Below are 20,865 nucleotides of genomic sequence, written 5' to 3'. Positions count from 1 at the left end.
AATATGATCAGCTTGCTACCGGTGGAATATGGGCGCTTCCTGTTATGTGCTGCGGCCTTGATCGTTTGACGTTATCAGGCACAGCTAAAATTCGAGCTAACGAGGGGGACCCGATGAAGCTTTCAGGATTTCTAGGACACGCGCCGATGACGCTTGCGGTGCTGATGATGGTGACCGGGCCGATGATGGTATCGCCTGCGGACGCCGCCCGGCGAACGGTTGCTGGCTGCGGTCCACGTGGATGTGCCGCAGTGTCGACAGTTCGCAGAGGCGCCGTCGTCCGTCCGCCGGTCCGGCGCGGGGTCGTTGTCGTCAATCCGCGTCGTTATTGGCGGCCAGGCGGAGCGATTGCGGCAGGCGCCGCGATCGGCTTCGTTGCAGGTGCCTCAGCGGTCGCCATTGCAGGATCGCCGCCCCGTTCCGGTTATTGCTGGTATTRCACCAACGCCGCCAGGACGACCGGTTTCTGGGACGTTTGCCCGGGCTGATCCTCGCCTGATTTACTTGCTGGCCGGGCCCTTGTTGCCCGACTCGAAGCCCGTCCATGTCGAACCGATGTTCAGCCATGTGTTCTTCGGTTGCAGTGTCTTGAATCCGACGCTGCCCTTGCCCAATGCCGCTCCTCGTTCGAAGACGTTCTTGTAGAGGATCGTGTTGTATTTGCGTGAACTGTAGAGCGGCGGCGCCTTGAAGCTTCCGGTGTAGGTCCACATGAGTTGAAAAGCGTCGATGAAGCCGAATTTGAGATTGGTGAACTGGTTTCCTTCAAAAACTGTTCCGTTGTAGTCGGCCCCGTTGTACCCCCAGGATTCAAATTCGACGCCGATATGCGCGAGCCTGTTGAAGGTGTTCTTGCGGTAGACATTGCCAAGACCGCCCCAGACACCCGCAACCCCTGAATCGGTAAAGGTCGTGCCGACATAAAGCCCGCTATTGCTGTCGCTGACCGTGTTATTGGAATATTGCAGGAAGTACGGGCTGAGGCCGTTGGCCGAGCTCAAGGCGACAGTCATCATGCCATGGCGCATTTGCGAGATATTGTTCCGGTCGACAACTGCGTCATAGACATTGCCGTAGAGCAGGACGGCGGTGGAGTCGGAATCATGCTTGAAATAGCTTGGGCGGCCCTGAAAAGTGTTGTTGTAGATGGCCACCTGTGAAGCCGCTGCCGCAAGGGCGAACCGGCTCGAACTGTCTGGCACGACGTTCCAGTCTTTGTCCAAGGTCGCGGTATTGTCGTTCACAGAGACGATACGTCGATGCTGGCCTGCACCTCTGCCACCGACGATAACCAGATCCTGGCCTCCGGCCTTGTCAGAGGCCGCGAGCGACGAGAAGCTGACCGTGTTCGCCGTCGCCGCCTTGAAGCCGTCTTTCAGATCGCTGCCGACCATCTCGAAACATATTTGTTCACCCTTGTTGCAGTCGACCTTGTTGCAATTATGCGGGGCGGCCTGGTGCGAGACATTGTCACCCCAATACATGTTTTCCATGCTGCCGGCGTGGCCTTGGGCAACAAAGAACCGGCCGATGCCGTGTCCGTCGTCGCGGTTCTCGTCAGCGTTGGCTAGATCGTTACCCACCATCGAAAACTCGCGTCCGCCCCAAAGCGCAACCACGGACTCCCCGTAACCAGTCATGCGAAAGCGATTGTTGGTCATGAATATCTGCCGGCTGTTGCCGTAGAATGATCCGTTCTCGATCAGCTCCGAGTTGTCGATGTAAAGGCCCGATGCGTCGTGCGCTTCAAGTGCAGGTGCGCCCCAGGCTTTCAGCCGCATGGCTTGCAGGCGCAGGTTCTCGACGCCGGGTATCCATAGCAGCGGGGTAGAACCGGTATTGCCATTGGCATTGAGCGTCAGTTTTTCGAACTGGGCATTGCGGTTCGCATCGACAATCATGCTGCCGGAAACCTTTTTGCCGAGTCTGATCTCGGTCACATCCATACCGTCGCCAAGCCAGTGCACGTTATCCGGCGCTCTGAGCACCGAATCGATGAGATAGGTTCCGGCCGGAAAGTGTATGGTGGCGGGCGCAACGCTTGCCGCCGCTGCCAATGCCGCCTCGATAGCGGCGGTATCATCGGCCACACCATCGCCCTTTGCGCCAAAACTCCTTACGTCGATCATCTTCTGGTCTTGCCGGGCCCATGGAGATTGATCGGCGATGGCCAGGTTCAACGGACCGCTCCAGCCGAAACGGCCGCCATGGCCATTGTGAATCCATACCTCATAGGAACCGGCCGCAAGGTTCGGCACCTTGAAGTCGACCTTGAAGGGATTGACTGAAACCGGTGTCACATACTGCCCGGCACCGTTGGCGGGCTTGATGTAGATGAACGATGCTGATGTGCCGTTGGACTTCGCCAGATTGCGCCCATAGACAGAAATCGTTGCTTCTGGAACGGCATTGTCGGGCCCGAGCCACCAGCTTTCAGTTCGGTTGATCGCGAAAGCCTTGCCGCCCGCCTCATCGCGTTTCGGCCGGATCAGATACATCGACCACGCGGGGAGGGACTCGGGTAACAGGACTGTCGCAGCGGTGTCGTCTGCACGCAGTGGCCGGATCGAAATAACCGACCCTTCCTGTCCAGACGGCGCTTGGGAAAAGACGTCGAAGCTGGTTGCTCCATCCAGCTCGACGCCAGTCATCGAGACGATTTCGTCGTGGTCCGCAGTTCTCGATATTTCGGCGATAGCGGGTGCGGACTGACTTACAGCGAAGGTAGGCGGATCGAAGGCGTCTACGCCTTGTGGCAACTCTGGCTCAGGGTTGGGTACGGGAAAACCGAAATCGCTTGGCTGGGCTTTGTCTTCTGCCCTCGATACCTCCGGCAAAAGTGCCGTACCGACCCACGCTACTACAATCAGGGCGAGACATTTCGTGAATCGGCTCATGTCCTACCCTGAAGGACGGCATGTTGAAATTCAAGTCATGGCAGGGCGTGAATTTCGGCCTGTCTAGGCCAATCCGATACGTTTGGCGCCCTGCCTGAACACAGCCTCGGTGTCGGGCGTGAACTGGAACGTCGCAAGAAAATCATCGACGCAGTACTGGGGTAGCGTCTTGCGTATGGAAGCTGCGAAGGCCTTCGCTTCGTCGATCCGCCCTGCCAGTGCCAGGCAGTGCGCGGCTATGGAGAGAATGATGGCGTGAGCGTTGGGCCGCGCGGCTGCTCTCAGTGCCCATTCCGCCGCTTCCTCGAATTGACCGAGACGAACATGGGCCATGGCGCGCGCACCCAGCATACCGAACAGCAGCGGATCGACCGGGCTCAAGTGTCGTGAATGGTCGGACGATCCAATCGCCGCTGTAGGATCGCCGGACTGGGACTGGACGAACGACAGCGCGTAATGGCCGAGCGCAAAGTTCGGGCTGAGTTCTACGGCTCTTTCAAGTTCGACGAGCGATTCATCCTGCCGATGCCGCAGCCACAGGGCCCGGCCCATGGCCCAGTGCGCAGCTGGATTGTTATCGTCGACGATAAGGCTTTGGCCAGCCGCAGCGTATGCCTGGTCACTTTCTTTCGCGTAATCGCCCCACCGTTGAAAGGCGTTCTGCCAATGGGTGAATGACAGTCCCGCATGCGCTCTGGCAAAGGTCGGATCGAGCCGCACAGCCACCCCGAAAAAGTGTTGCGCAAGCTCGTTCTCCTGCCGCGTGAACCTGTACATGTGCCAGAGGCCGCGATGATAGGCCTCCCAGGCATTCAACGAGCTTGGCGATTTGAGGATCGCGCGGTTGCGCTCGACCAGCTCGATTTCGCTGGAGATTGCCGAAACGATCCTGTTGCCGATCTCGTCAAGAACAAGGAATGTGTCATCAAGTTTGTGATCGAAAACCTCGCCCCAGACGATGCGCGCGGTTCGCACCTCGACAAGCTCCGCCCGCACGAGAATGCGGTTTTGCAGATATCGCACGCTGCCGCTGGCGACGTAATCCACGTTCAGGCGACGGCCGGCATCCTCGGGGCCGATATTTCGCTCTGCAAGGGCAAAAACCGAACCGCGCGCGATCACAAAAAAGCTTTTCAGCCGGGCGAGGCGGGTGATGATGTCGTGGGTCAGGCCGTCTGCGAGCCCGCCCCGTATAAGCTCCGTGTTTGTCTCCAGCACAAAGGGCATCACCGCAAGTGACGCGTGATGGTCCGCACCGGCAATCGGGGTCGTTGGTGAAATCAAATCGATGCGCGGCGCGGCGGGAATGTAGATGTGTCCTGCAGTTGTGGCCTGTCGCCCGTTCTTGATTGCGGGCCATGCCTCCCGTACCGGCGTGAAGTCCAGTCCTTCGGAGTCAAACAACCGCGCCGCCGTTGCAAGGTGTTCTTCGCATTCCACTATCTGCCCGCGCTCCGCAAGCGTTGCCAGCAACGCGAGATGCGCGCGCTTGTCGAATGGCGCGAGCCCGACCCATGCGTTCAGGATGGATGAGATTTCGTCCGAATCTGCCGGCAGGTTCTTAGCCAGATGTTCAAGCACGGCAGCGTGGCAGGAGCGGAACCGGCGCCGTTGGGCGATCAGCCAATGATTGAAATGCGGGCTGCGATCTATCTCCAGCCCTTCAAGAAAATCACCGGCGAAGTGCCGGGAAAGTTCGCGCAACCGCGGTAGGTCGAGTGTCTCGATCCCTTCTTCCGCAGCCGAGGCAATATGAAGGGCATCGACGAAACAGCCACTGAGATCGAGCCGGATCGTGTCGTCGGTGGTTTCAATTCTTTGGTGGCCCGGTTCATTGAGAACACCGCGCAGCTTGCTGAGACTCCAGCGCAGTTCGCCCCGCGGATCGTTGGGCACATCCCACAACAGGTCGCAGAGGCGGCTGCGTCCGACCGCGTGCGGTGTCAGTGCCAGATAGGCGAAAAGAGCGCGCACCTTGCGCGACGCGGGAAGTTCCAGCGGCACCCCGTTGTGGATCATTGTCAGGGGACCAAGCATCCGCACGCATACGCCGGCAGCATGGCCGGTCAACGCTACCAATGCAGATTCCACGTGCGTTTCCACGCTTGTTCCCACGATGCCCCCACGTTTTTGTTCTATCATGGAAATCGAAAAGTTGCATCCGGCGCCGTACGTGCCGGGTGCAGCTGGCGCAATTTGCGCAAAAAACCATAGGGGAAAAGGATCATGACAACGCAAGCGACAATCAGAACGACGAACGGGCGCGGGCGCCTCTTCGACAGCATTCTCGACACGGTCGGCGATACGCCGGTAATCAGGATCAACAATCTCGCTCCTGATCATGCCAAAATCTATGTGAAGGCCGAGTTCTTCAATCCGGCTTCGTCGGTCAAGGACAGGCTGGCGCTCAACATCATCGAAGAGGCCGAGCGCAACGGCACCCTGAAACCGGGTCAGACCGTAGTGGAGGCCACCAGCGGCAATACCGGGATAGGCCTTGCCATGGTCTGCGCGCAGAAAGGCTACCCGCTGGTCGTGACCATGGCGGACAGTTTTTCCATCGAGCGGCGCAAGCTCATGCGCATGCTGGGAGCCAAGGTCGTGCTGACCCCCCGCGCGCAGAAGGGCTTTGGCATGTACCAAAAAGCCGTGGAACTTGCGGAGATGAACGGCTGGTTCCTCGCCCGTCAATTCGAAACGGAAGCCAATGCCGATATCCATGAAGCAACGACCGCCCGCGAGATCATCAATGATTTTGCCGGATCGCGGCTCGATTATTTCGTGACCGGCTATGGAACCGGCGGTACTGTCGCTGGCGTTGGCCGTGTCTTGCGCCGCGAACGGCCGGAAACACGGATCGTTCTGAGCGAACCGGCCAATGCCCAACTGCTCGGTAGCGGCAAGGCACAGGAACGCGGCCCGGGCAACGCGCCGGCCGGCAGTCATCCGGCCTTCGAACCACATCCTATCCAGGGTTGGACGCCGGATTTCATTCCATATGTGTTGCAGGAAGCCATCGATGACAGCTTCTATGATCAGGTCGTGCCAATTCCCGGACCGGAAGGCATCAAATGGGCCCGGGCGCTTGCGCAAAAAGAGGGCATTTTCACCGGCATTTCCGGCGGTGCGACCTTTGCCGTGGCGCATCTCATCGCCGAAACGGCGCCTGCTGGTTCGGTGATCCTGTGCATGCTTCCCGATACGGGCGAACGTTACATGACAACGCCGCTCTTCGAAGGGATCGAAGCCGAAATGGATGAAGAGGAAACGGCGCTTTCGCGCTCGACCCCCGGCTACCAGTTCGCTGCCGAATGACCGGAGGTGTGAAATGGACACATCGCTCAAGCCGGTAGCAAGGAACGCCGAAGAAACGCTCGATCCGGAAGACTGGGCGGGCGTGCAGACGCTGTCGCATCAGGTCATCGACGATGCGGTCGGTTACCTGCGCAATGTTCGCGAGCGTCCGGTCTGGCAGGACATGCCAGGGGACGTCAGGGCTTCCTTCGACGCTCCCTTGCCGCAGTCACCGGCACCGCTTGCTGACGTCTACCGCGAGGTGGCCGATACGGTCATGTCCTATCCCATGGGAAATATCCACCCGCGTTTCTGGTCGTGGTATATGGGCACGAGCAACTTCACCGGGGCACTAGGTGATTTTCTGGCGGCCATTCAGGGCTCTAACCTTGGCGGCGGCAATCATGCCGCCGCTTTGATGGATCAACAGGTCGTCAACTGGTGCAAGGAGATGCTGGGCTTGCCAGCCTCGGCCAGCGGCACGCTGGTCAGCGGTGGCTCGATGGCCAATATCATCGGCCTGACTGTGGCGCGAAACGCCAAGGCTGGTATCGACGTGCGCGAGCAGGGCGTCGCTGCGATCGAAAAGCCCTTGCGTTTCTATGGTTCCGACCAAATCCACAGTTGCCACCGCAAGGCGATGGAGGCGCTCGGCCTCGGGAACCGCGCGCTCCGGCGTATCGGCACCGACGATGAGTTGCGCATTGACCTTTCCGCATTGCGCGCGGCAATCGCGGAAGATCGTGCCGCGGGATTTCAGCCCGCCTGCGTGATCGGAACGGCAGGCACCGTCAACACCGGCGCCTTCGATGATCTGCAAGGTTTGGCGGCGTTGGCAGCGGAGGAGGGGCTCTGGTTCCATGTCGATGGTTGCATTGGAGCGCTCATCGCCATCGCGCCCGAAAACAGGTGGCGCGTTGCCGGCATAGAGCGCGCGGATTCCGTTGCGCTCGATCCGCATAAATGGCTGCATGCGCCCTTCGAAGTCGGCTGTGCGCTGGTCCGCGATGCGGCTGCGCACCGCGAGACATTTGCAGTGACGCCGGAATATCTGGAGATGACGTCGCGCGGTCTCGCATCCGCCAATTGGCTGCACGAATACGGCTTGCAGACCTCACGCGGATTCCGCGCKTTGAAAGTCTGGATGTCGCTGAAGGAACATGGCGTTCAAAAATTCGGGCGACTTATCGACCAGAACATCCGGCAGGGCCACTACCTGAATAGTCTGGTTGAAGCCGAACCGCTTCTCGAACTGGTTGCAACCACCAACATCAACATTGTCTGCTATCGCTATCGTCCTGAAGGGTTTTCCGGCGAACGCCTCAAGGCACTCAACACCGAGATCATGCTGAGATTGCAGGAGGAAGGGACGGCTTCCATTTCGGACACGACTGTTCATGGCGAGCATTGCCTGCGTGTCGCAATCAACAATCATCGCACCCGCCAAGGCGATCTCGACCTGTTGATACGCGAAACATTGCGCCTGGGAGCCGAGATCGCCAGCAGAAGCTGACGCCTTATGAAGGGCAGGCGGCGCCAGTCGCGACCCAGGCTTTGATCAGTTCGCCGAAGGCTTCCTGCGTTCCGGGTACCGGCTCCCTGCCGTCGCCCGGATGCCAGCCCCAGCCCACGAGATCGTCATGCGCCATGTGCTCGACGATCTCGTCCAGGTTCTTGCCGCCATTGCGCTGCGGATCCTTGATCTGGTTGCAGATGGCGCCGAGAGACTTGCCCTCCCAGGCCATTTCGATAGGCGCCAGATGCCAGTTCGGATTGCCCGGAATGCTCTTGATCGTCTCGGCTTGGCCGATGACTTTTACATTCTCCGGCCCGTGGCAGGTGTTGCACTGCATTCCGGGCATGCCCATGCCGCCTTCACCGCGCGACACCGGGGGCTGGTGCGGATGCATGGAAATATCCTGCAGCGGCCTATCACTCGCCGGATGGCAATTGACGCAGCGCGGATGCTCGATGACCTTGCCGGCCTCCTCGAAAAGCGCAACCGATCGCTGCTTTTCATCGGCGATCGATTGGAACGACGATGCGGGCTTGAGCTCCTCTTTTGCCACGACCGGCTTGTCCTGGGCGCGCGAAATACTCGAGACGGCAAGCCCGCCATTGACCGCAAGACACACYGCGAGCGAGATGTAAGCGATGTTGCGTTTCATCCTTTGTCCCCTCAAGCCGAAAGCACGTTGACGATCGGCAGCTGCCGGACGGGATTATTGGTCAGTCGCCGCCATGCATTGGCAACCGCGGGGCCGACAGGTGGGACACCCGGTTCGCCGACACCGGTCGGTTTTTCGGTCGACGGGATGATCGCGACTTCGATTGCCGGCATCTCGTTGATGCGTAATGACCGGTAGTCGTGGAAGTTGGATTGGACGATCTTGCCGCCATCTCCAAGCGTGATCGCATCGAACAGGACCGCGCCGAGACCGTAGCCTATGCCGCCTTCCATCTGCGCCGCGATGACGTTGGGGTTGACCGCAACGCCGCAATCGACGGCACACCATACCTTGTGCACGCGGGGCGCGCCGTCCTCGCCGAGCGAAATCTCGACGATCTGCGCGACATAAGTGTCGAAGCTCTTGACGATCGCAACACCGCGCTGGCGCCCATCAGGCACTGGCGAACCCCAATTGGCCATTTCGGCGACCTTCTTGAGCGTTCCCGTATGACGGGGCTCTTTGCTCAAAAGCGCCAGTCGGCCCTCGACCGGATCCTTGCCGACCTTCTGCAGCAATTCATCGACGAAGGTTTCGACCGCGAAGCCTGTATGCGTATGCCCGACCGAGCGCCACCAGAGCGGCGGTATCTCCAGCTTGGTATTGTGCGCGATGACGCGCAGGTTCGGGATCGTATACGGCAGATCCGACGCGCCTTCGACCGACGTGGAATCGAGGTCAGCCTTGCCCATGATCGACTGACCGACGATTGTCTGGTCCCAGCCGACGATCTGGCCATCGGCATCCATCGCCCCGCGCATCTTGTGCACATACATCGGACGGTAATAGCCGCCGCGAATGTCGTCCTCGCGCGTCCACATGTGCTTCATCGGACGCGTGCCATCGGTAGCGCCGAAAACCGCAGCGGCTTCCTGCATATAGGGCGAGCCGAACTGTGCCTTGCGGCCGAAGCTGCCGCCGGTGATCTGCGTGTTCAGCCGGACTTTCGCAGGATCGAGGTTCAAGACCTTTGCAGCGGTTTTCTGGTCCATGCCGGGGAATTGTGCACCGTTATAGACATCGACCGATCCATCGGCTCGCTTGATGAACACCRCATCGAGCGGCTCCATGGGGGCATGCGCGAGGAACGGAAAAACGATCGTTGCTTCGAGCGATTGCACGCCCTGGTCGCCGAATGCCTTGTCGACATCGCCATTGTGCGTTGCCTGAATGCCCGCTTCTGCGAACATCTTGGTGTAGTCCGCGGTCAATTGATCACTCGACCGGGTTTCGGCCTTCGAGAGATCCCATTCGACCTTCAGGGCCGCGCGGCCCTTCAGTGCAGCAAAGGTGTTGTCGGCATAGACAGCGACGCCCTGAGGTACCTGTTTGACATCGACGACGCCGGGCACCTTGCGCGCCTCGCTGTCGTCAAAGGATTTGACCGTCGCACCGAAATGCGCGGGATGCTCGACGACCGCATAGAGCATGTTCTCGGCAGTTATATCGAGCGTATAAACGACAGTGCCATTGGTCTTGCTCAGCGTATCGAGCTTCGGAAGCTCCTGGCCGATAAGCACGAAATCCTTCGGGTCTTTCAGCGTGGGTTCGGCAGGCGGGTTCTGCGTCGCTGCCTTGGCAGCCAGCGCGCCGAAGCCGCTTTCCTTACCGGAAGCGTCGTGCTTGATGCGGCCTTTCGAAACCGTGATCTCGCTTGCCGGAACGTTCCATTCGGCCGCCGCAGCGGATACCAGCATGGCCCGCGCCGTCGCGCCCGCCTTGCGAAGCTGCTCGTAGGAATTGGCAATGGAGGTGGAGCCGCCCGTGCCTTGAAGCCCAAAGGCAAGGTTTGCATAGACCTTGTCGTCCGCCGGCGAATGCACGGCGCGCATCTGGCTCCAGTCCGCATCGAGCTCTTCAGCGACGATTGTTGCCAGCCCGGTGAACGGACCCTGGCCAAATTCGATATGCTTCGACAGCACGGTAACCGTATCATCGGCGCCGATCTTGACGAAGGCGTTCATCGGCGAAAGCGTTTCCACGCCGCCAGCCGGGACACCTTCGAGTGCCTGTGCGGAAAACACTTTTGGCGCGAGCGTGAAGCCGATAACGAGCCCGGCGCCTGCGAGGAACGAGCGACGAGTGGCCGTGATGTTGTGAATGGTCATGGCTCAACCCTCCATTGTGTCGGCGGCGTTATGGATCGCCTGCCGGATACGGTGGTAGGTGGCGCATCGACAGATATTGCCTGCCATCGCGCCGTCGATATCATCATCGGTCGGTTTCGGCGTCGTTTGCAGAAGCGCTACGGCGGACATGATCTGTCCGGACTGACAGTACCCGCATTGCGGCACGTCGATCGCAACCCAGGCTTTGTGGATGGCGTCGGCCTCCTTGCCTTCGATGCCTTCGATCGTGATGATGTCCGATCCTTCGACCGTTGATATCGGCGTGATGCAACTGCGGCGCGTCGTGCCGTCCATGTGAACGGTGCAGGCGCCGCACTGAGCAATGCCGCATCCATATTTCGTGCCGGTGAGTTTCTCGAAATCGCGAATGACCCAAAGCAACGGGGTCTCGGGATCCCCGTCGAAAGTCCGTTCTTGTCCGTTAAGTTTGAAGGTGATCATGTTCGTGTCCCGCATCTGGCTGCGCACGTGGGGCGTGCTGGCTTGAGTTGGTCTGTCCTGAGCGTCCAGGCTGCATCGAACATGGTAGGCGTCCGGCGAGGGGTCAAGACACGTTTCTGCTACCAGAACCAGAAAGCAACTCGCCAGCCTGAAATAATTTTCGGAAGGCTGTCGGGTGCTCTGGTTGCTGTTCGTCTTAACTGCATTGGCCCACATAGAGCGGAGAACATTCAAATGGAGCCAGTTCTGTTTCWCGGATGGCGAGRCAATCCACGCGGAAGGTGGCGAGGYCGATGCTTTTCCATCGGACGAAGCTGCCTGACAAAGTGGTTGGCCGCCAGCCGGAAACCCGAAGGGCCGGGTGAATTCGGGCCAAATCCWTCGGGCTTTAGCATCGCCCGATGGAAAGGCATGGGTCTCGCCAAACCTCTTGACCTTGTCCACGAATTCCCGCCGGCAGAACGGTTCCATTTGGATGTTCTCCGCTCTGAGTTCCCATTGTCGAGGAGACGAACATGAAAATTCTTTCAAGCCTTATTGCTGTTGCGGCGGTTGCATTGACCGTCACGTCGGCTCACGCCGCAGCCGCGGTAAAAAGCGGGCACGTCGAAGCTGGCGGCATCAACTACTATTATGAAATACAGGGAGAAGGGGCCGGCACACCGCTGCTCCTGCTGCATGGGGGGCTTGGCTCCACCGATATGTTCCAGCCGATCATGCCCCGCCTCACGAAGGGTCGGCAGGTTATCGCCGTCGACTTGCAGGGCCATGGCCGCACAGAGCTCGGCAATCGGCCGATGAGCCTTGAAGCGATGGGTGACGACATGGCGGCGATCCTGAAGTCACTTGGCTACGACAAGGCCGACGTTCTTGGTTATTCGTTCGGCGGCGGCGTGGCGTTCCGGCTGGCCGTGCAGCACCCCGAAATGGTCGATCGCGTTGCGCTGGTGTCCGCAGGCTATGCGCAGGACGGGTTCTATCCCGAAATGATCAAGATGCAGGCGGCCGTGAGTCCGGGCATGGCCGACATGATGAAGGACTCGCCCATGTACAAATCCTATGTCGCCGTTGCTCCGAAGCCCGAGGACTTCCCCCGGCTCCTTGGCGCGATGGGTGATTTCATGCGCAAGCCCTACGATTATTCCGCCGATGTCGCGAAACTGAAGATGCCGGTGATGCTGGTGTTCGCCGACAGCGACATGTACCGCCCCGAACATGAAATCAAATTCTACCAGCTGCTTGGCGGCGGCCTCAGAGACGCCGGCTGGATGCGTGAGACCATGTCGCAGAACCGCCTCGCCATCATCCCCAACCGCACGCACTACGACATTTTCTTTGCGCCAGAGCTGGCAGAGGCCGTCATGCCGTTTCTGGACGGGCAGGACAAGGTGAAGAGCTGGGACGATCTGGTGAATGCGGCCAACTAGTTTCGTGGCACTTGGCCGGACAGAGATCGCCGTTTCTGTCCGGCCAATTTTCTGCCGTCAGCTCATCCAAAGCGTCGCTTCCGCAGTGGCTTCGAGAAGCATATACTACCCAGCGGTGTAGAACGGCGGGAGGCAGCCTATGGTAGCGACAGACAAAATCTTCGCGGGGGCAATTCCGGAAATTTATGACCGGCTCATTGTGCCGATGATCTTCGAGCCCTATGCGCAGGATCTCGCCGACCGGGTGGCCAGGTTCAAGCCGCAAAACGTGCTGGAGATCGCAGCCGGCACCGGTGTCCTGACGCGGGCCATGGCTTCCCGGCTCAACGCAGAAACACGGATCGTCGCGTCGGATCTCAACCAACCGATGCTTGATCGTGCAAGTTCGAGGCAGCCCGAAGATGGTCGCATCGTCTGGCAGCAAGCGGACGCCCTCGCGCTTCCCTTCGAGCCGCAGATGTTCGACGCCGTAGCGTGTCAATTCGGTGTCATGTTCTACCCGGACAAGGTCCAGGGACATAAGGAAGCTTACCGCGTCCTGAAGCCCGGTGGACACTATTTTTTCAATGTTTGGGACAGGCTCGACACCAGTGATTTCACTCAGGTCGTGACTAGCGCGCTGGAAGAAATTTTTCCGGATGACCCGCCTCGTTTCATGGCAAGAACACCGCACGGTTATTGGGATCAGAAGGCGATCCGCGACGAACTGTCGGCCGCAGGTTTCAGGTCGATCGCCATAGAAACGCTCGAAAAGACCAGCCGTGCAGATTCAGCGCACGCTGCCGCGATCGCCCTTTGCCAGGGAACGCCGCTGCGAAACGAGATCGAAGCTCGCTCGCCATCCGGTCTCGAGGCCGTCACAGAACATGTGGCACAGGCCTTGGCGCAACGGTTTGGCAGCGGCGCCATCGAGGGCAAAATAAGTGCCCACGTTGTCACCGCTGTGCGCTAGTGCGCAACGACCGGCTGAACCTCGAAATTATGCCGGGTATTGCCGATCGTCAGAACTGTTCCCCACAACACAAACAAGACGGCTGCCAATAACACAGCCATGACGAGGAAGTCCCGAAGTTCCAAAGGTTCAATGTCGCGATTCCGCATATCACTGGTCCCCGATTCGTTTCTATGTATTGTGCGGAAACCACTATTTCTCCTCAATAAATCGTCGCCTCACTAAAATTAATTAGAGCGTGTACTCATAAATCCAGACGCCATGAACTTGACGACCTCCGCTTTACTATCGGTCAGCGGACATGACAGTTGATTCATTGTATCCAGCGTCGGGCGATGTTCTTTTTCGGCCGGCAATGGTATTTACCTTCTCGCCCGGCTCTCGCCCCCGCAGAGGCGTTCCGTGCTCAGGCCGGGGGGCGTTACGCGATGCAGATTAGGGGTAACAAGAAGAAAGGTGCCCTCTCGGTGTGGGCAGTGCCCTTGCGGCTGCATCTGAGTGTCGTAATCCTCGGGCTGTTAGCCTGCATTTCGCTACCGCTCATATGGATGACCTACGCGCAGGGCAAGTTTACGGCTCTGTCGGCCGGTAAAGCCGAGATGGGCCAACTCGGGCTTCGCGCGATCGAGGATTACCGCAACGTCTTCAACAGCGGTTATGCTGGAGTGGTGACCGCCTCTGTCGTTCCGGAGATGCTTACCGCACCGCCACAAGATCTAAAGGCAAAGCACGACTTCCTGCTCAAAGTCCTGCAGTCGACTTTCCGTATCGATAGCGTCTATGCAGGCTATCCCGACGGTAGCTTCGTGCAGGCTGTCGACGTGACAGCAAATCCGGAATGGCGCACCAACCTGGACGCCTCCGAGGAAACTGCATTTGCCGTTCGCGTGATCACCCAGGTCGGCGGAGCGACCAATACGACCTGGACGTTTTACGACAAGGATGCGCGCCAGCTCTATCGACGCGCAGATCGCGATGACATGTTCGACCCGCGTATTCGGCCGTGGTACGTTACAGCTGTCGACAAGGGCAAGGCAGTCTCGGTCGGACCCTATGTCTCGGCGGCCACCAACTCCATGACGATAACATTGGCGATGCCCACGGGGGAAGGCAATCGCGTCGTGTTCGGAGCGGACGTGCTTCTGCTTACCCTTGGGGACGTTGTCGATGTCAGCACACTTTCGAATGAGGCACGTGGCTATGTCTTTGACCGGCAAGGTCGTGTGCTCGTCCACTCCGACAAGACTGTCATGAATGAAATCCGCGGGCAGCTTCGGCGAGGACGGGAGGTTTCAATTGCCGACCTCGCAAAAGCCGATCCTGCCATTCCGGCAATCGCAACGCTACTCGGCTCGGGCGATGGTCCGGCAACTGGCGATGTGGTCCGTTTTCCAGTAAACGGGCGTGAATACCTGGCGCAGTTCTTCAGCGAGGACATCTCCGGGCTGGTCGGCGGTTATACGGTGGTGATATCGGCACCACTCGATGAACTTGTGGCGTCCGTCGAGCGCACGCTGAAGCGCAACCTGGCGATCGCCGCGGCTTTCCTTGCCACAGGCGTGGTGGCGGCGCTCATCATATCCCGGCTGATCAGTAGATCACTCTATGCGCTCGCCGACGAAGCAAGGCACATAGGTKAACTCGAATTCGGCGAAAGCCGTACCGCACATTCCTTCATATCCGAGGTCAATGCGCTGGCAAAAGCACTGAGTTCGGCACGCACTGCCATCAAGACGTTCTCGCTTTACGTGCCGCGGGAGCTTGTGCGCAGGATCGTCATTGCAGGTCAATCGGCTGTCGGCTCGGCAGCACGGCAAGACATCACGGTCCTCTTCACCGACATACAAGACTTCACCACCATTTCCGAGCAGCGCTCACCGGAAGAAGTCGTCGCTCTGCTCTCAAGCTATTTTGAAGCACTCAACGAGATTATCGAACGTCACGGCGGAACGATCGTGCAGTATATAGGAGACTCCGTTCTGGCTATGTGGAACGCTCCCGTTCTCGATGATCGGCATGTCGAACATGCTTGCCACTGCGCCTTGGCGATGAAGGCTGCGATCGACGCCATGAATGCCGCCAATTGCGCGGACGGTCGGCCGGAGCTCATCACGCGCTTTGGCCTGCACACCGGACCGGCTGTGGTGGGCAGCGTGGGTGCAGAGACACGTCGGCAATACACGCCCATTGGAGACACTGTGAACATCGCCTCGCGTCTCGAGGGGCTCAACCGGCAGTATGGAACGTCGATCCTCGTCAGCGGCGCAGTCCGCGATGCGGTTGGCAAAATGTTTAATCTCGTCCCGATCGAGATTGTCAGCGTCAAGGGACGAACCGGCCAGACCGAACTCTTTGAACTCAGGGCATAAGATCAATCCGAGGACGGCTGGCTTCTAACTCTGCGTTAGAATCTTCCGACGTTATACCCACCATGCATTTGCTGGTGTGGCGCTTCATTTGAGAGTACTTTCGTTCATTGGCCTACACAGTGCTCGGGAGGAGCTCTGCAATGGAGTGCCGTGCCCATATTGCCTTTCTTGCCTTCATCGTTTTGGGACTGTTGCCTGGAATTTCACTGGCGGCGGAGCCTTTCGTCCCAAGCTGGATCAAGAACGTACCCGCAGCCAAGACCGTGGCGATAGAGATCGTTGCCGATTGGAATCAGGTCGAACGGTATCGCAGGGACAATATCCGGACAGACATTATAGACTTCAACGGATACTGGGGCGGCAATCTTACGATTATCGTCCCGGCGGATTGGTCGGTAGAGATCACGTTCATCAATGGCTCCTTGTCTTTCCCGCATAGCCTGATGGTGACCAGGGTCTATGCTAAGTCAGAAATGCCGGTGAAGCTGACGGCCAAGGATGCGATCTGGGGGGCGCATACCGATCCGCCAGAGGGAATCAAATACAATGAGCGAAGACAACTCAACTTTGTTGCTCTGCAGGCCGGAAAATATTTCCTCGCCTGTGCGAGGCAAACACATCTGATGGACGGTCACTGGATCGGTTTCGAGGTGAGAAACAACCTCGACCAAGCCGTAGCAGTCGTCCATGACGACAAGTTTCCGCAGGATCAGCCTCCGGGACGTCCGTAGATCTGCGCCACCCTCCGCTGCCTTCCGGATTGTGAGGGCATGTCCGCTTCGCGCAATAAGCGGGTTATCACGGCGGTTGCGAAAGTCTCTATTATGTGACGTTGCAAAAATCAGGATAAGAAGTGGCGCGTAAATCGGGAATTTCGTGACGAAAGGATAGCTAGCTGATTTTCTCAGGAATAAAGCCGCCTGTCTGGCGTTTCCAAAGGCGGGCAAACAAACCGTCCTTTTCGACCAGGTCGTTCGGGCTGCCTTCTTCCACGATACGGCCCTGATCGAGCACGACTATCCGGTCCATCATGGCAATGGTCGAAAGGCGGTGTGCGATGGCAATCACCGTCTTTCCCTCCATTACGAGGTTGAGCTTTTCCTGGATGGCGGCCTCAGATTCGCTGTCGAGGGCGGAAGTCGCCTCGTCTAGCACGAGGATGGGCGCGTCCTTTAACAGGACGCGCGCAATGGCGATACGCTGGCGCTGGCCGCCGGAGAGCTTGATGCCGCGATCGCCAACGAAGGCGTCATAGCCCTTGCGGCCCTCAACGTCCGCAAGATCGGTGATGAACACGTCGGCCTTTGCCGTCTTCGCCGCCCATTCGATGTCGTCCTGCGTCGCCATCGGTCTGCCGTAACGGATATTGTCGCCGACCGAACGGTGCAGCAGTGCAACGTCCTGCGCAATGACCCCAATGTTGCGGCGAAGGCTTGCCTGCGTGATATCGCGGATGTCCTGCCCGTCGATGAGGATCGCACCATCCCCGATATCATAAAAGCGCAGCAGCAGACTCGCCAGCGTAGTCTTGCCGGCCCCGGAAAGGCCGACCAGCCCCACCTTCTCGCTGGGCCGAACCGTCAATGACAGATTATCGACGACAGGCTTCCCGGACCTGTACGCGAAGCAGACGTCTTGGAAACGAATTTCGCCGCTGTTGACCGTGAGGCTAGCCGCGTCAGCCCGATCTGTGATGGTGGGCGGCGTCGTCATCACGGGCATCGCATCCTTGATCGTCCCGATCGCCTGAAATATCTGCTGGCCCATCTGCAGGAAGGTGAAGATCTGCGTAGAGAGCCGCTGGAGGATGTAGACCGCGCCGACAAACTCGCCGACCGTAAGGAAAGCGTTGACGAGGCCTGAAAAACCGATCGACAGCATCACCAGCCAGAGCACCGTGTTGAGGACCACGACAATCAGTTCCGAGGTGCGGTAGATGCGTTGTTCCCCGTGCTGCGTCTGTATGGCTTTTCGGATGATGCGTCTGATAGCGCCGGCTTCGCTGTCTTCGGCCGCGAACTGCTTGATCATCTGCATGTTGGTGTAGAGATCGGTGATGGCGCCGGCCACCAAACTGCGCTGCTTGGCGGTGCGGCGGGAACGCTCGGCAAAGATTGGCGCCATCTTTACGGTGAGCGCCACATTGAGCGCGATCCAGATCACGACTGGCAAGGCGAGCTGCCAAGACAGGCTCGACAGCAGGATCACTGAGCCGACCAGTTGCAGGACGAAGCGCGGAATGGACTGGAAGGCGGCGATGATCTGCTGCTGGACAGCGGACGCCACCTGCGATAGGCGCGAGGCGACCTGTCCGGCGTGGAGATCATGGAAAAAGGCGAGATCCTGCCGCTCCACCGCCTTGTGTCCCTGCCACTGGATGGCAGCCGGCATGCCTATGCCGAGTGTATGCGATTTGAGTGTGTTTAGAAGGAACGAGGCGACTGGCATGGCCGGAAAGATCAGGAGCCCCAGAAAAGTCAGGAGTGGCCATTCGCTGTGCAAGAAGGCGGATGCACCCTTCTGCGATACGCCATCGACGATGACCGAAAGCCCCCACACGATGGTCAAGTTGATGGCCTCCATCGCCATGGACGAAAGCGCGAGCGCGATGAGCACGCCACGAAACATCGAAATGAAGTGCAGAAGGACGGCTACCGGCCCCTTGGAGGGCAGCGGCCGGTAAGGAATATCTAGTGGCCGGATCAAATTTTCGAATGGACGGTAGATCGCATCTGAAATTGCCATGGTTCGCTCGGGCTCTAAATGGGACAGGAGGTCGAGGACTCAGCTAGCCGGAATAGGATCACCTTCCGGCGGCAATCTCAATTAGAACATCACTCTTTATGCGACAGCATGTCCGGAAAGCCATCGGGCAGCTCCTCGATGTCCTGACTACGGGCTAGGCTCTCGTCGGAAGCAGAATAACAGCGGCACCCACGAGGCAGATAACCGCCCCTGTCACGTCCCATCGATCAGGCTTGCTGTTTTCGACGAGCCACAGCCACAAGATCGAGGCGACGATGTAGACCCCGCCATAAGCCGCATAAGCGCGCCCCGCTGCGGCGGTGTCAACGAAAGTAAGCAGGTACGCAAACAGCGCCAGTGAGGCCATGCCGGGTATGATCCAAAGCGCCGACTTGTCGAGCCTGAGCCACGCCCAGAAGGAGAAGCAACCGGCGATTTCCGCGACTGCGGCGCCAGCATAAACGAGAATCGTCAACATGGCTCACCTATATAGACGGTTCCGCAGCATGGGCTAGACGCATCGCCGCGTACGCAACTGCGTCTGCCATTATGGACAATCACCATGTGATCAGTTCTCAGCCAAGCGACCATGCCGATGGCTGCTATTGGCCAAGGTTTCGATCACGCGGCATTCAGCGACTCGGCCACAGGCGCATTCCTCGAGCATCCGTTGCAATTCCGTTCGCAGGGCGCCGAGGCTGGCAATGCGTTCCGCGACTTCAGCGAGGCGCGCTGATGCAATCTTGTCGGCAACGCTGCAAGATTGATCCGGATTGTCCTGCAGCGAGAGAAGCGCACGGATTGCCTCGATGTTGAAGCCGAGCTCACGCGCATGCCTGATAAAGGCAGGTCGCGCTATACTCTTCTTGTCGTAGCGCCTTTGCTGCCCTTCGGTGCGAGGCGGCGGTGGCAAGAGGCCAATCTGTTCATAGTAACGTATGGTTGGCACCTTTACCTGTGTGCGCCGCGCGAGTTCGCCAATCGAAAAATCCATGAAAAAAACCTCTTGAACCTCTAGTCACTATAGGGACTAGGGTGCCAACATTAAAGGAGGCACTGCATGGCTGAACATTGCTGTAACCACGAAACGAGCACTTCTTGCGCCCCGGCGCCGTTGGTCTTTCCAGCGGACAAGGCAGCCGCTCTCCACAAGGTTGAAGATACTTGCTGTTCCGATGGAGTGCCAATCTTTGACGGCGTAGACCCGCGCTACAAACGGATACTCTGGACTGTGATCGCCATCAACGGAGCGATGTTCCTGACGGAGATGGTAGCTGGTCAGCTGGCGGGTTCGCAGGCGCTCAAGGCGGATGCTTTGGACTTCCTGGCGGACACCGTCACCTACGGATTGAGCCTTGCCGTGATCGGGGCAAGCCTGCGCACCCGAGCGACAGCCGCCCTGTTCAAGGGTCTCTCGCTTTCCGTCATGGCTGTCTGGGTCTTTGGTTCGACCGTCTATCAAGTCTTTGTCCTCGGACTACCGAGCGCCGAGGTGATGGGTGTGATCGGTTTCTTGGCGCTGGCTGCAAACCTTGGCTCCGTTCTCCTGCTGCGGCCTTATAAAGATGGCGACGCGAATGTTCGATCTGTCTGGCTCTGCTCTCGCAATGACGCGATCGGCAACGTTGTGGTTATGGCTGCGGCTTTTGGAGTGTGGGGCACATCGACCGCATGGCCCGACCTGGCGGTTGCAGCGCTGATGGCAGGTATCTTCCTTACATCTTCGGTACAAATCCTCCGGCAGGCGTGGAGCGAGTATCACGAGGGAAAACGCCACGCTTCTCCGGTTGCTGTGGGGTGACAGGTAAATCTGCTATTCGGCCAGCAAGACCACAGGTCTTTATAAGATTTTGATATTTCCGGACCAAACCTCCAATCGATTTCATATGTCGTTCCGGCTAATCTGCGAATGTCTCCGCAAGGGGGCTCGTTGCTGGCTGGACTTCAGATGAACCAGCCGGAAATGATCATCGGACAAAATGGCCTGCGCGGGTTCGACGCGCGGTCAATTCGCATTTGGAGGTTACGGTTATGCGTGATCTTTCTATTCTGCTCGCCGTCGCTGTCGTCCTGATCCTGGCGTTTCAGACACAGCGCAAACATCGCTAGACGGCTTTAAGGCTTCACGGTTTCAGCCATGCCCTTGCGGGCATCGAGGCCCGGCTCGGCCTTGTCCCCCTGGATTATGAGGGTCGGGCCTCGTTCATTTACCTGCTGGCAGAACGTTATGAGCAGAGTTGGCAGATACCGACGGCGATCGAGACAGCAAAGCCGAAGATGAGCAAATGGCACCACATTGGCGTGGTGTAATGCATGATGTTGTCGTCTTCTTCATCGTCGTGCATGAATGCCCTTTCAACGTTGAGCCGTCCCTTATCAATTC

Annotated in this window: 17 protein-coding genes; 8 read left to right on the top strand and 9 right to left on the bottom strand. The window is 58.7% G+C overall.

Annotation, left to right across the window (positions count from 1 at the left end; genetic code table 11):
- Positions 1-113: 113 nt before the first annotated feature.
- On the top strand, positions 114-488 hold the full coding sequence (locus ACXJ5O_RS01450; protein WP_457298323.1) for a hypothetical protein: 375 nt from the start codon (positions 114-116) through the stop codon (positions 486-488).
- 12 nt (positions 489-500) lie between these two features.
- On the opposite strand, the gene ACXJ5O_RS01445 is transcribed toward ACXJ5O_RS01450, so the two are convergent.
- Entirely contained in the window at positions 501-2,897 is a 2,397-nt protein-coding gene (locus tag ACXJ5O_RS01445) for a glycosyl hydrolase family 28-related protein (protein ID WP_457298322.1), read from the bottom strand.
- Positions 2,898-2,960: 63 nt separating this feature from the next.
- Positions 2,961-5,039, bottom strand: coding sequence for a transcriptional regulator (locus ACXJ5O_RS01440; RefSeq protein ID WP_457298321.1), 2,079 nt, complete (start codon positions 5,037-5,039; stop codon positions 2,961-2,963).
- 84 nt (positions 5,040-5,123) lie between these two features.
- On the opposite strand from ACXJ5O_RS01440, the gene ACXJ5O_RS01435 reads away from it, so the two are divergent.
- Entirely contained in the window at positions 5,124-6,212 is a 1,089-nt protein-coding gene (locus tag ACXJ5O_RS01435; RefSeq protein ID WP_457298320.1) for a PLP-dependent cysteine synthase family protein, read from the top strand.
- 13 nt (positions 6,213-6,225) lie between these two features.
- Positions 6,226-7,704 carry a pyridoxal phosphate-dependent decarboxylase family protein gene (locus tag ACXJ5O_RS01430; RefSeq protein ID WP_457298319.1) on the top strand — a complete coding sequence of 493 codons (1,479 nt, stop codon included), beginning with the start codon at positions 6,226-6,228 and terminating at the stop codon, positions 7,702-7,704.
- 4 nt (positions 7,705-7,708) lie between these two features.
- Here ACXJ5O_RS01430 and ACXJ5O_RS01425 read toward each other — a convergent pair whose 3' ends face one another.
- Genes ACXJ5O_RS01425 through ACXJ5O_RS01415 form a run of 3 tightly spaced genes read right to left on the bottom strand, consistent with a single transcriptional unit; the run spans position 7,709 to position 10,989 of the window.
- Positions 7,709-8,359 carry an Isoquinoline 1-oxidoreductase subunit gene (locus ACXJ5O_RS01425; RefSeq protein WP_457298318.1) on the bottom strand — a complete coding sequence of 217 codons (651 nt, stop codon included), beginning with the start codon at positions 8,357-8,359 and terminating at the stop codon, positions 7,709-7,711.
- An 11-nt stretch (positions 8,360-8,370) separates the two neighbouring features.
- A complete protein-coding gene (locus ACXJ5O_RS01420) occupies positions 8,371-10,527 on the bottom strand; it encodes a molybdopterin cofactor-binding domain-containing protein (protein ID WP_457298317.1) in 2,157 nt (718 codons plus the stop codon).
- Between the two features lie 3 nt (positions 10,528-10,530).
- On the bottom strand, positions 10,531-10,989 hold the full coding sequence (locus tag ACXJ5O_RS01415; protein WP_210001910.1) for a (2Fe-2S)-binding protein: 459 nt from the start codon (positions 10,987-10,989) through the stop codon (positions 10,531-10,533).
- A gap of 515 nt (positions 10,990-11,504) precedes the next feature.
- Between ACXJ5O_RS01415 and ACXJ5O_RS01410 the strand changes: the two genes are divergently transcribed.
- Positions 11,505-12,416, top strand: coding sequence for an alpha/beta fold hydrolase (locus ACXJ5O_RS01410; RefSeq protein ID WP_457298316.1), 912 nt, complete (start codon positions 11,505-11,507; stop codon positions 12,414-12,416).
- A 139-nt stretch (positions 12,417-12,555) separates the two neighbouring features.
- Positions 12,556-13,368 carry a class I SAM-dependent methyltransferase gene (locus ACXJ5O_RS01405; RefSeq protein WP_457298315.1) on the top strand — a complete coding sequence of 271 codons (813 nt, stop codon included), beginning with the start codon at positions 12,556-12,558 and terminating at the stop codon, positions 13,366-13,368.
- Here ACXJ5O_RS01405 and ACXJ5O_RS01400 read toward each other — a convergent pair.
- On the bottom strand, positions 13,365-13,517 hold the full coding sequence (locus ACXJ5O_RS01400) for a hypothetical protein (RefSeq protein ID WP_457298314.1): 153 nt from the start codon (positions 13,515-13,517) through the stop codon (positions 13,365-13,367). The two genes, ACXJ5O_RS01405 and ACXJ5O_RS01400, sit on opposite strands and share 4 nt — an antisense overlap.
- 279 nt (positions 13,518-13,796) lie before the next feature.
- Here ACXJ5O_RS01400 and ACXJ5O_RS01395 point away from each other — a divergent pair, with 279 nt between their 5' ends.
- Positions 13,797-15,737, top strand: a complete 1,941-nt coding sequence (locus ACXJ5O_RS01395; RefSeq protein WP_457298313.1) for an adenylate/guanylate cyclase domain-containing protein — start codon at positions 13,797-13,799, stop codon at positions 15,735-15,737.
- Between the two features lie 140 nt (positions 15,738-15,877).
- Positions 15,878-16,468, top strand: coding sequence for a sulfocyanin-like copper-binding protein (locus ACXJ5O_RS01390; protein WP_457298312.1), 591 nt, complete (start codon positions 15,878-15,880; stop codon positions 16,466-16,468).
- Between the two features lie 160 nt (positions 16,469-16,628).
- Here the strand turns inward: ACXJ5O_RS01390 and ACXJ5O_RS01385 are convergent, their stop codons facing one another.
- The 3 genes from ACXJ5O_RS01385 to ACXJ5O_RS01375 form a co-directional block, all read right to left on the bottom strand.
- Complete coding sequence (locus ACXJ5O_RS01385) at positions 16,629-18,482, bottom strand: ABC transporter ATP-binding protein (RefSeq protein ID WP_457298311.1); 1,854 nt, start codon at positions 18,480-18,482, stop codon at positions 16,629-16,631.
- A 154-nt stretch (positions 18,483-18,636) separates the two neighbouring features.
- Positions 18,637-18,960 (bottom strand): YnfA family protein, encoded by a 324-nt coding sequence (locus ACXJ5O_RS01380; protein WP_457298310.1) that lies wholly within the window; start codon positions 18,958-18,960, stop codon positions 18,637-18,639.
- A gap of 90 nt (positions 18,961-19,050) precedes the next feature.
- The gene (locus ACXJ5O_RS01375) at positions 19,051-19,476 is read right to left on the bottom strand and encodes a MerR family transcriptional regulator (RefSeq protein WP_457298309.1); all 426 of its coding nucleotides are present in this window, start codon (positions 19,474-19,476) and stop codon (positions 19,051-19,053) included.
- Positions 19,477-19,542: 66 nt separating this feature from the next.
- Between ACXJ5O_RS01375 and ACXJ5O_RS01370 the strand changes: the two genes are divergently transcribed.
- Positions 19,543-20,283: a cation transporter gene (locus tag ACXJ5O_RS01370; protein WP_457298308.1), complete on the top strand. Its 741-nt coding sequence runs from the start codon at positions 19,543-19,545 to the stop codon at positions 20,281-20,283.
- The last annotated feature ends 582 nt before the right edge of the window (positions 20,284-20,865 follow it).

Source organism: Phyllobacterium sp. P5_D12 (assembly GCF_054049495.1).
This window is presented reverse-complemented; position numbering and strand designations above follow the sequence as displayed.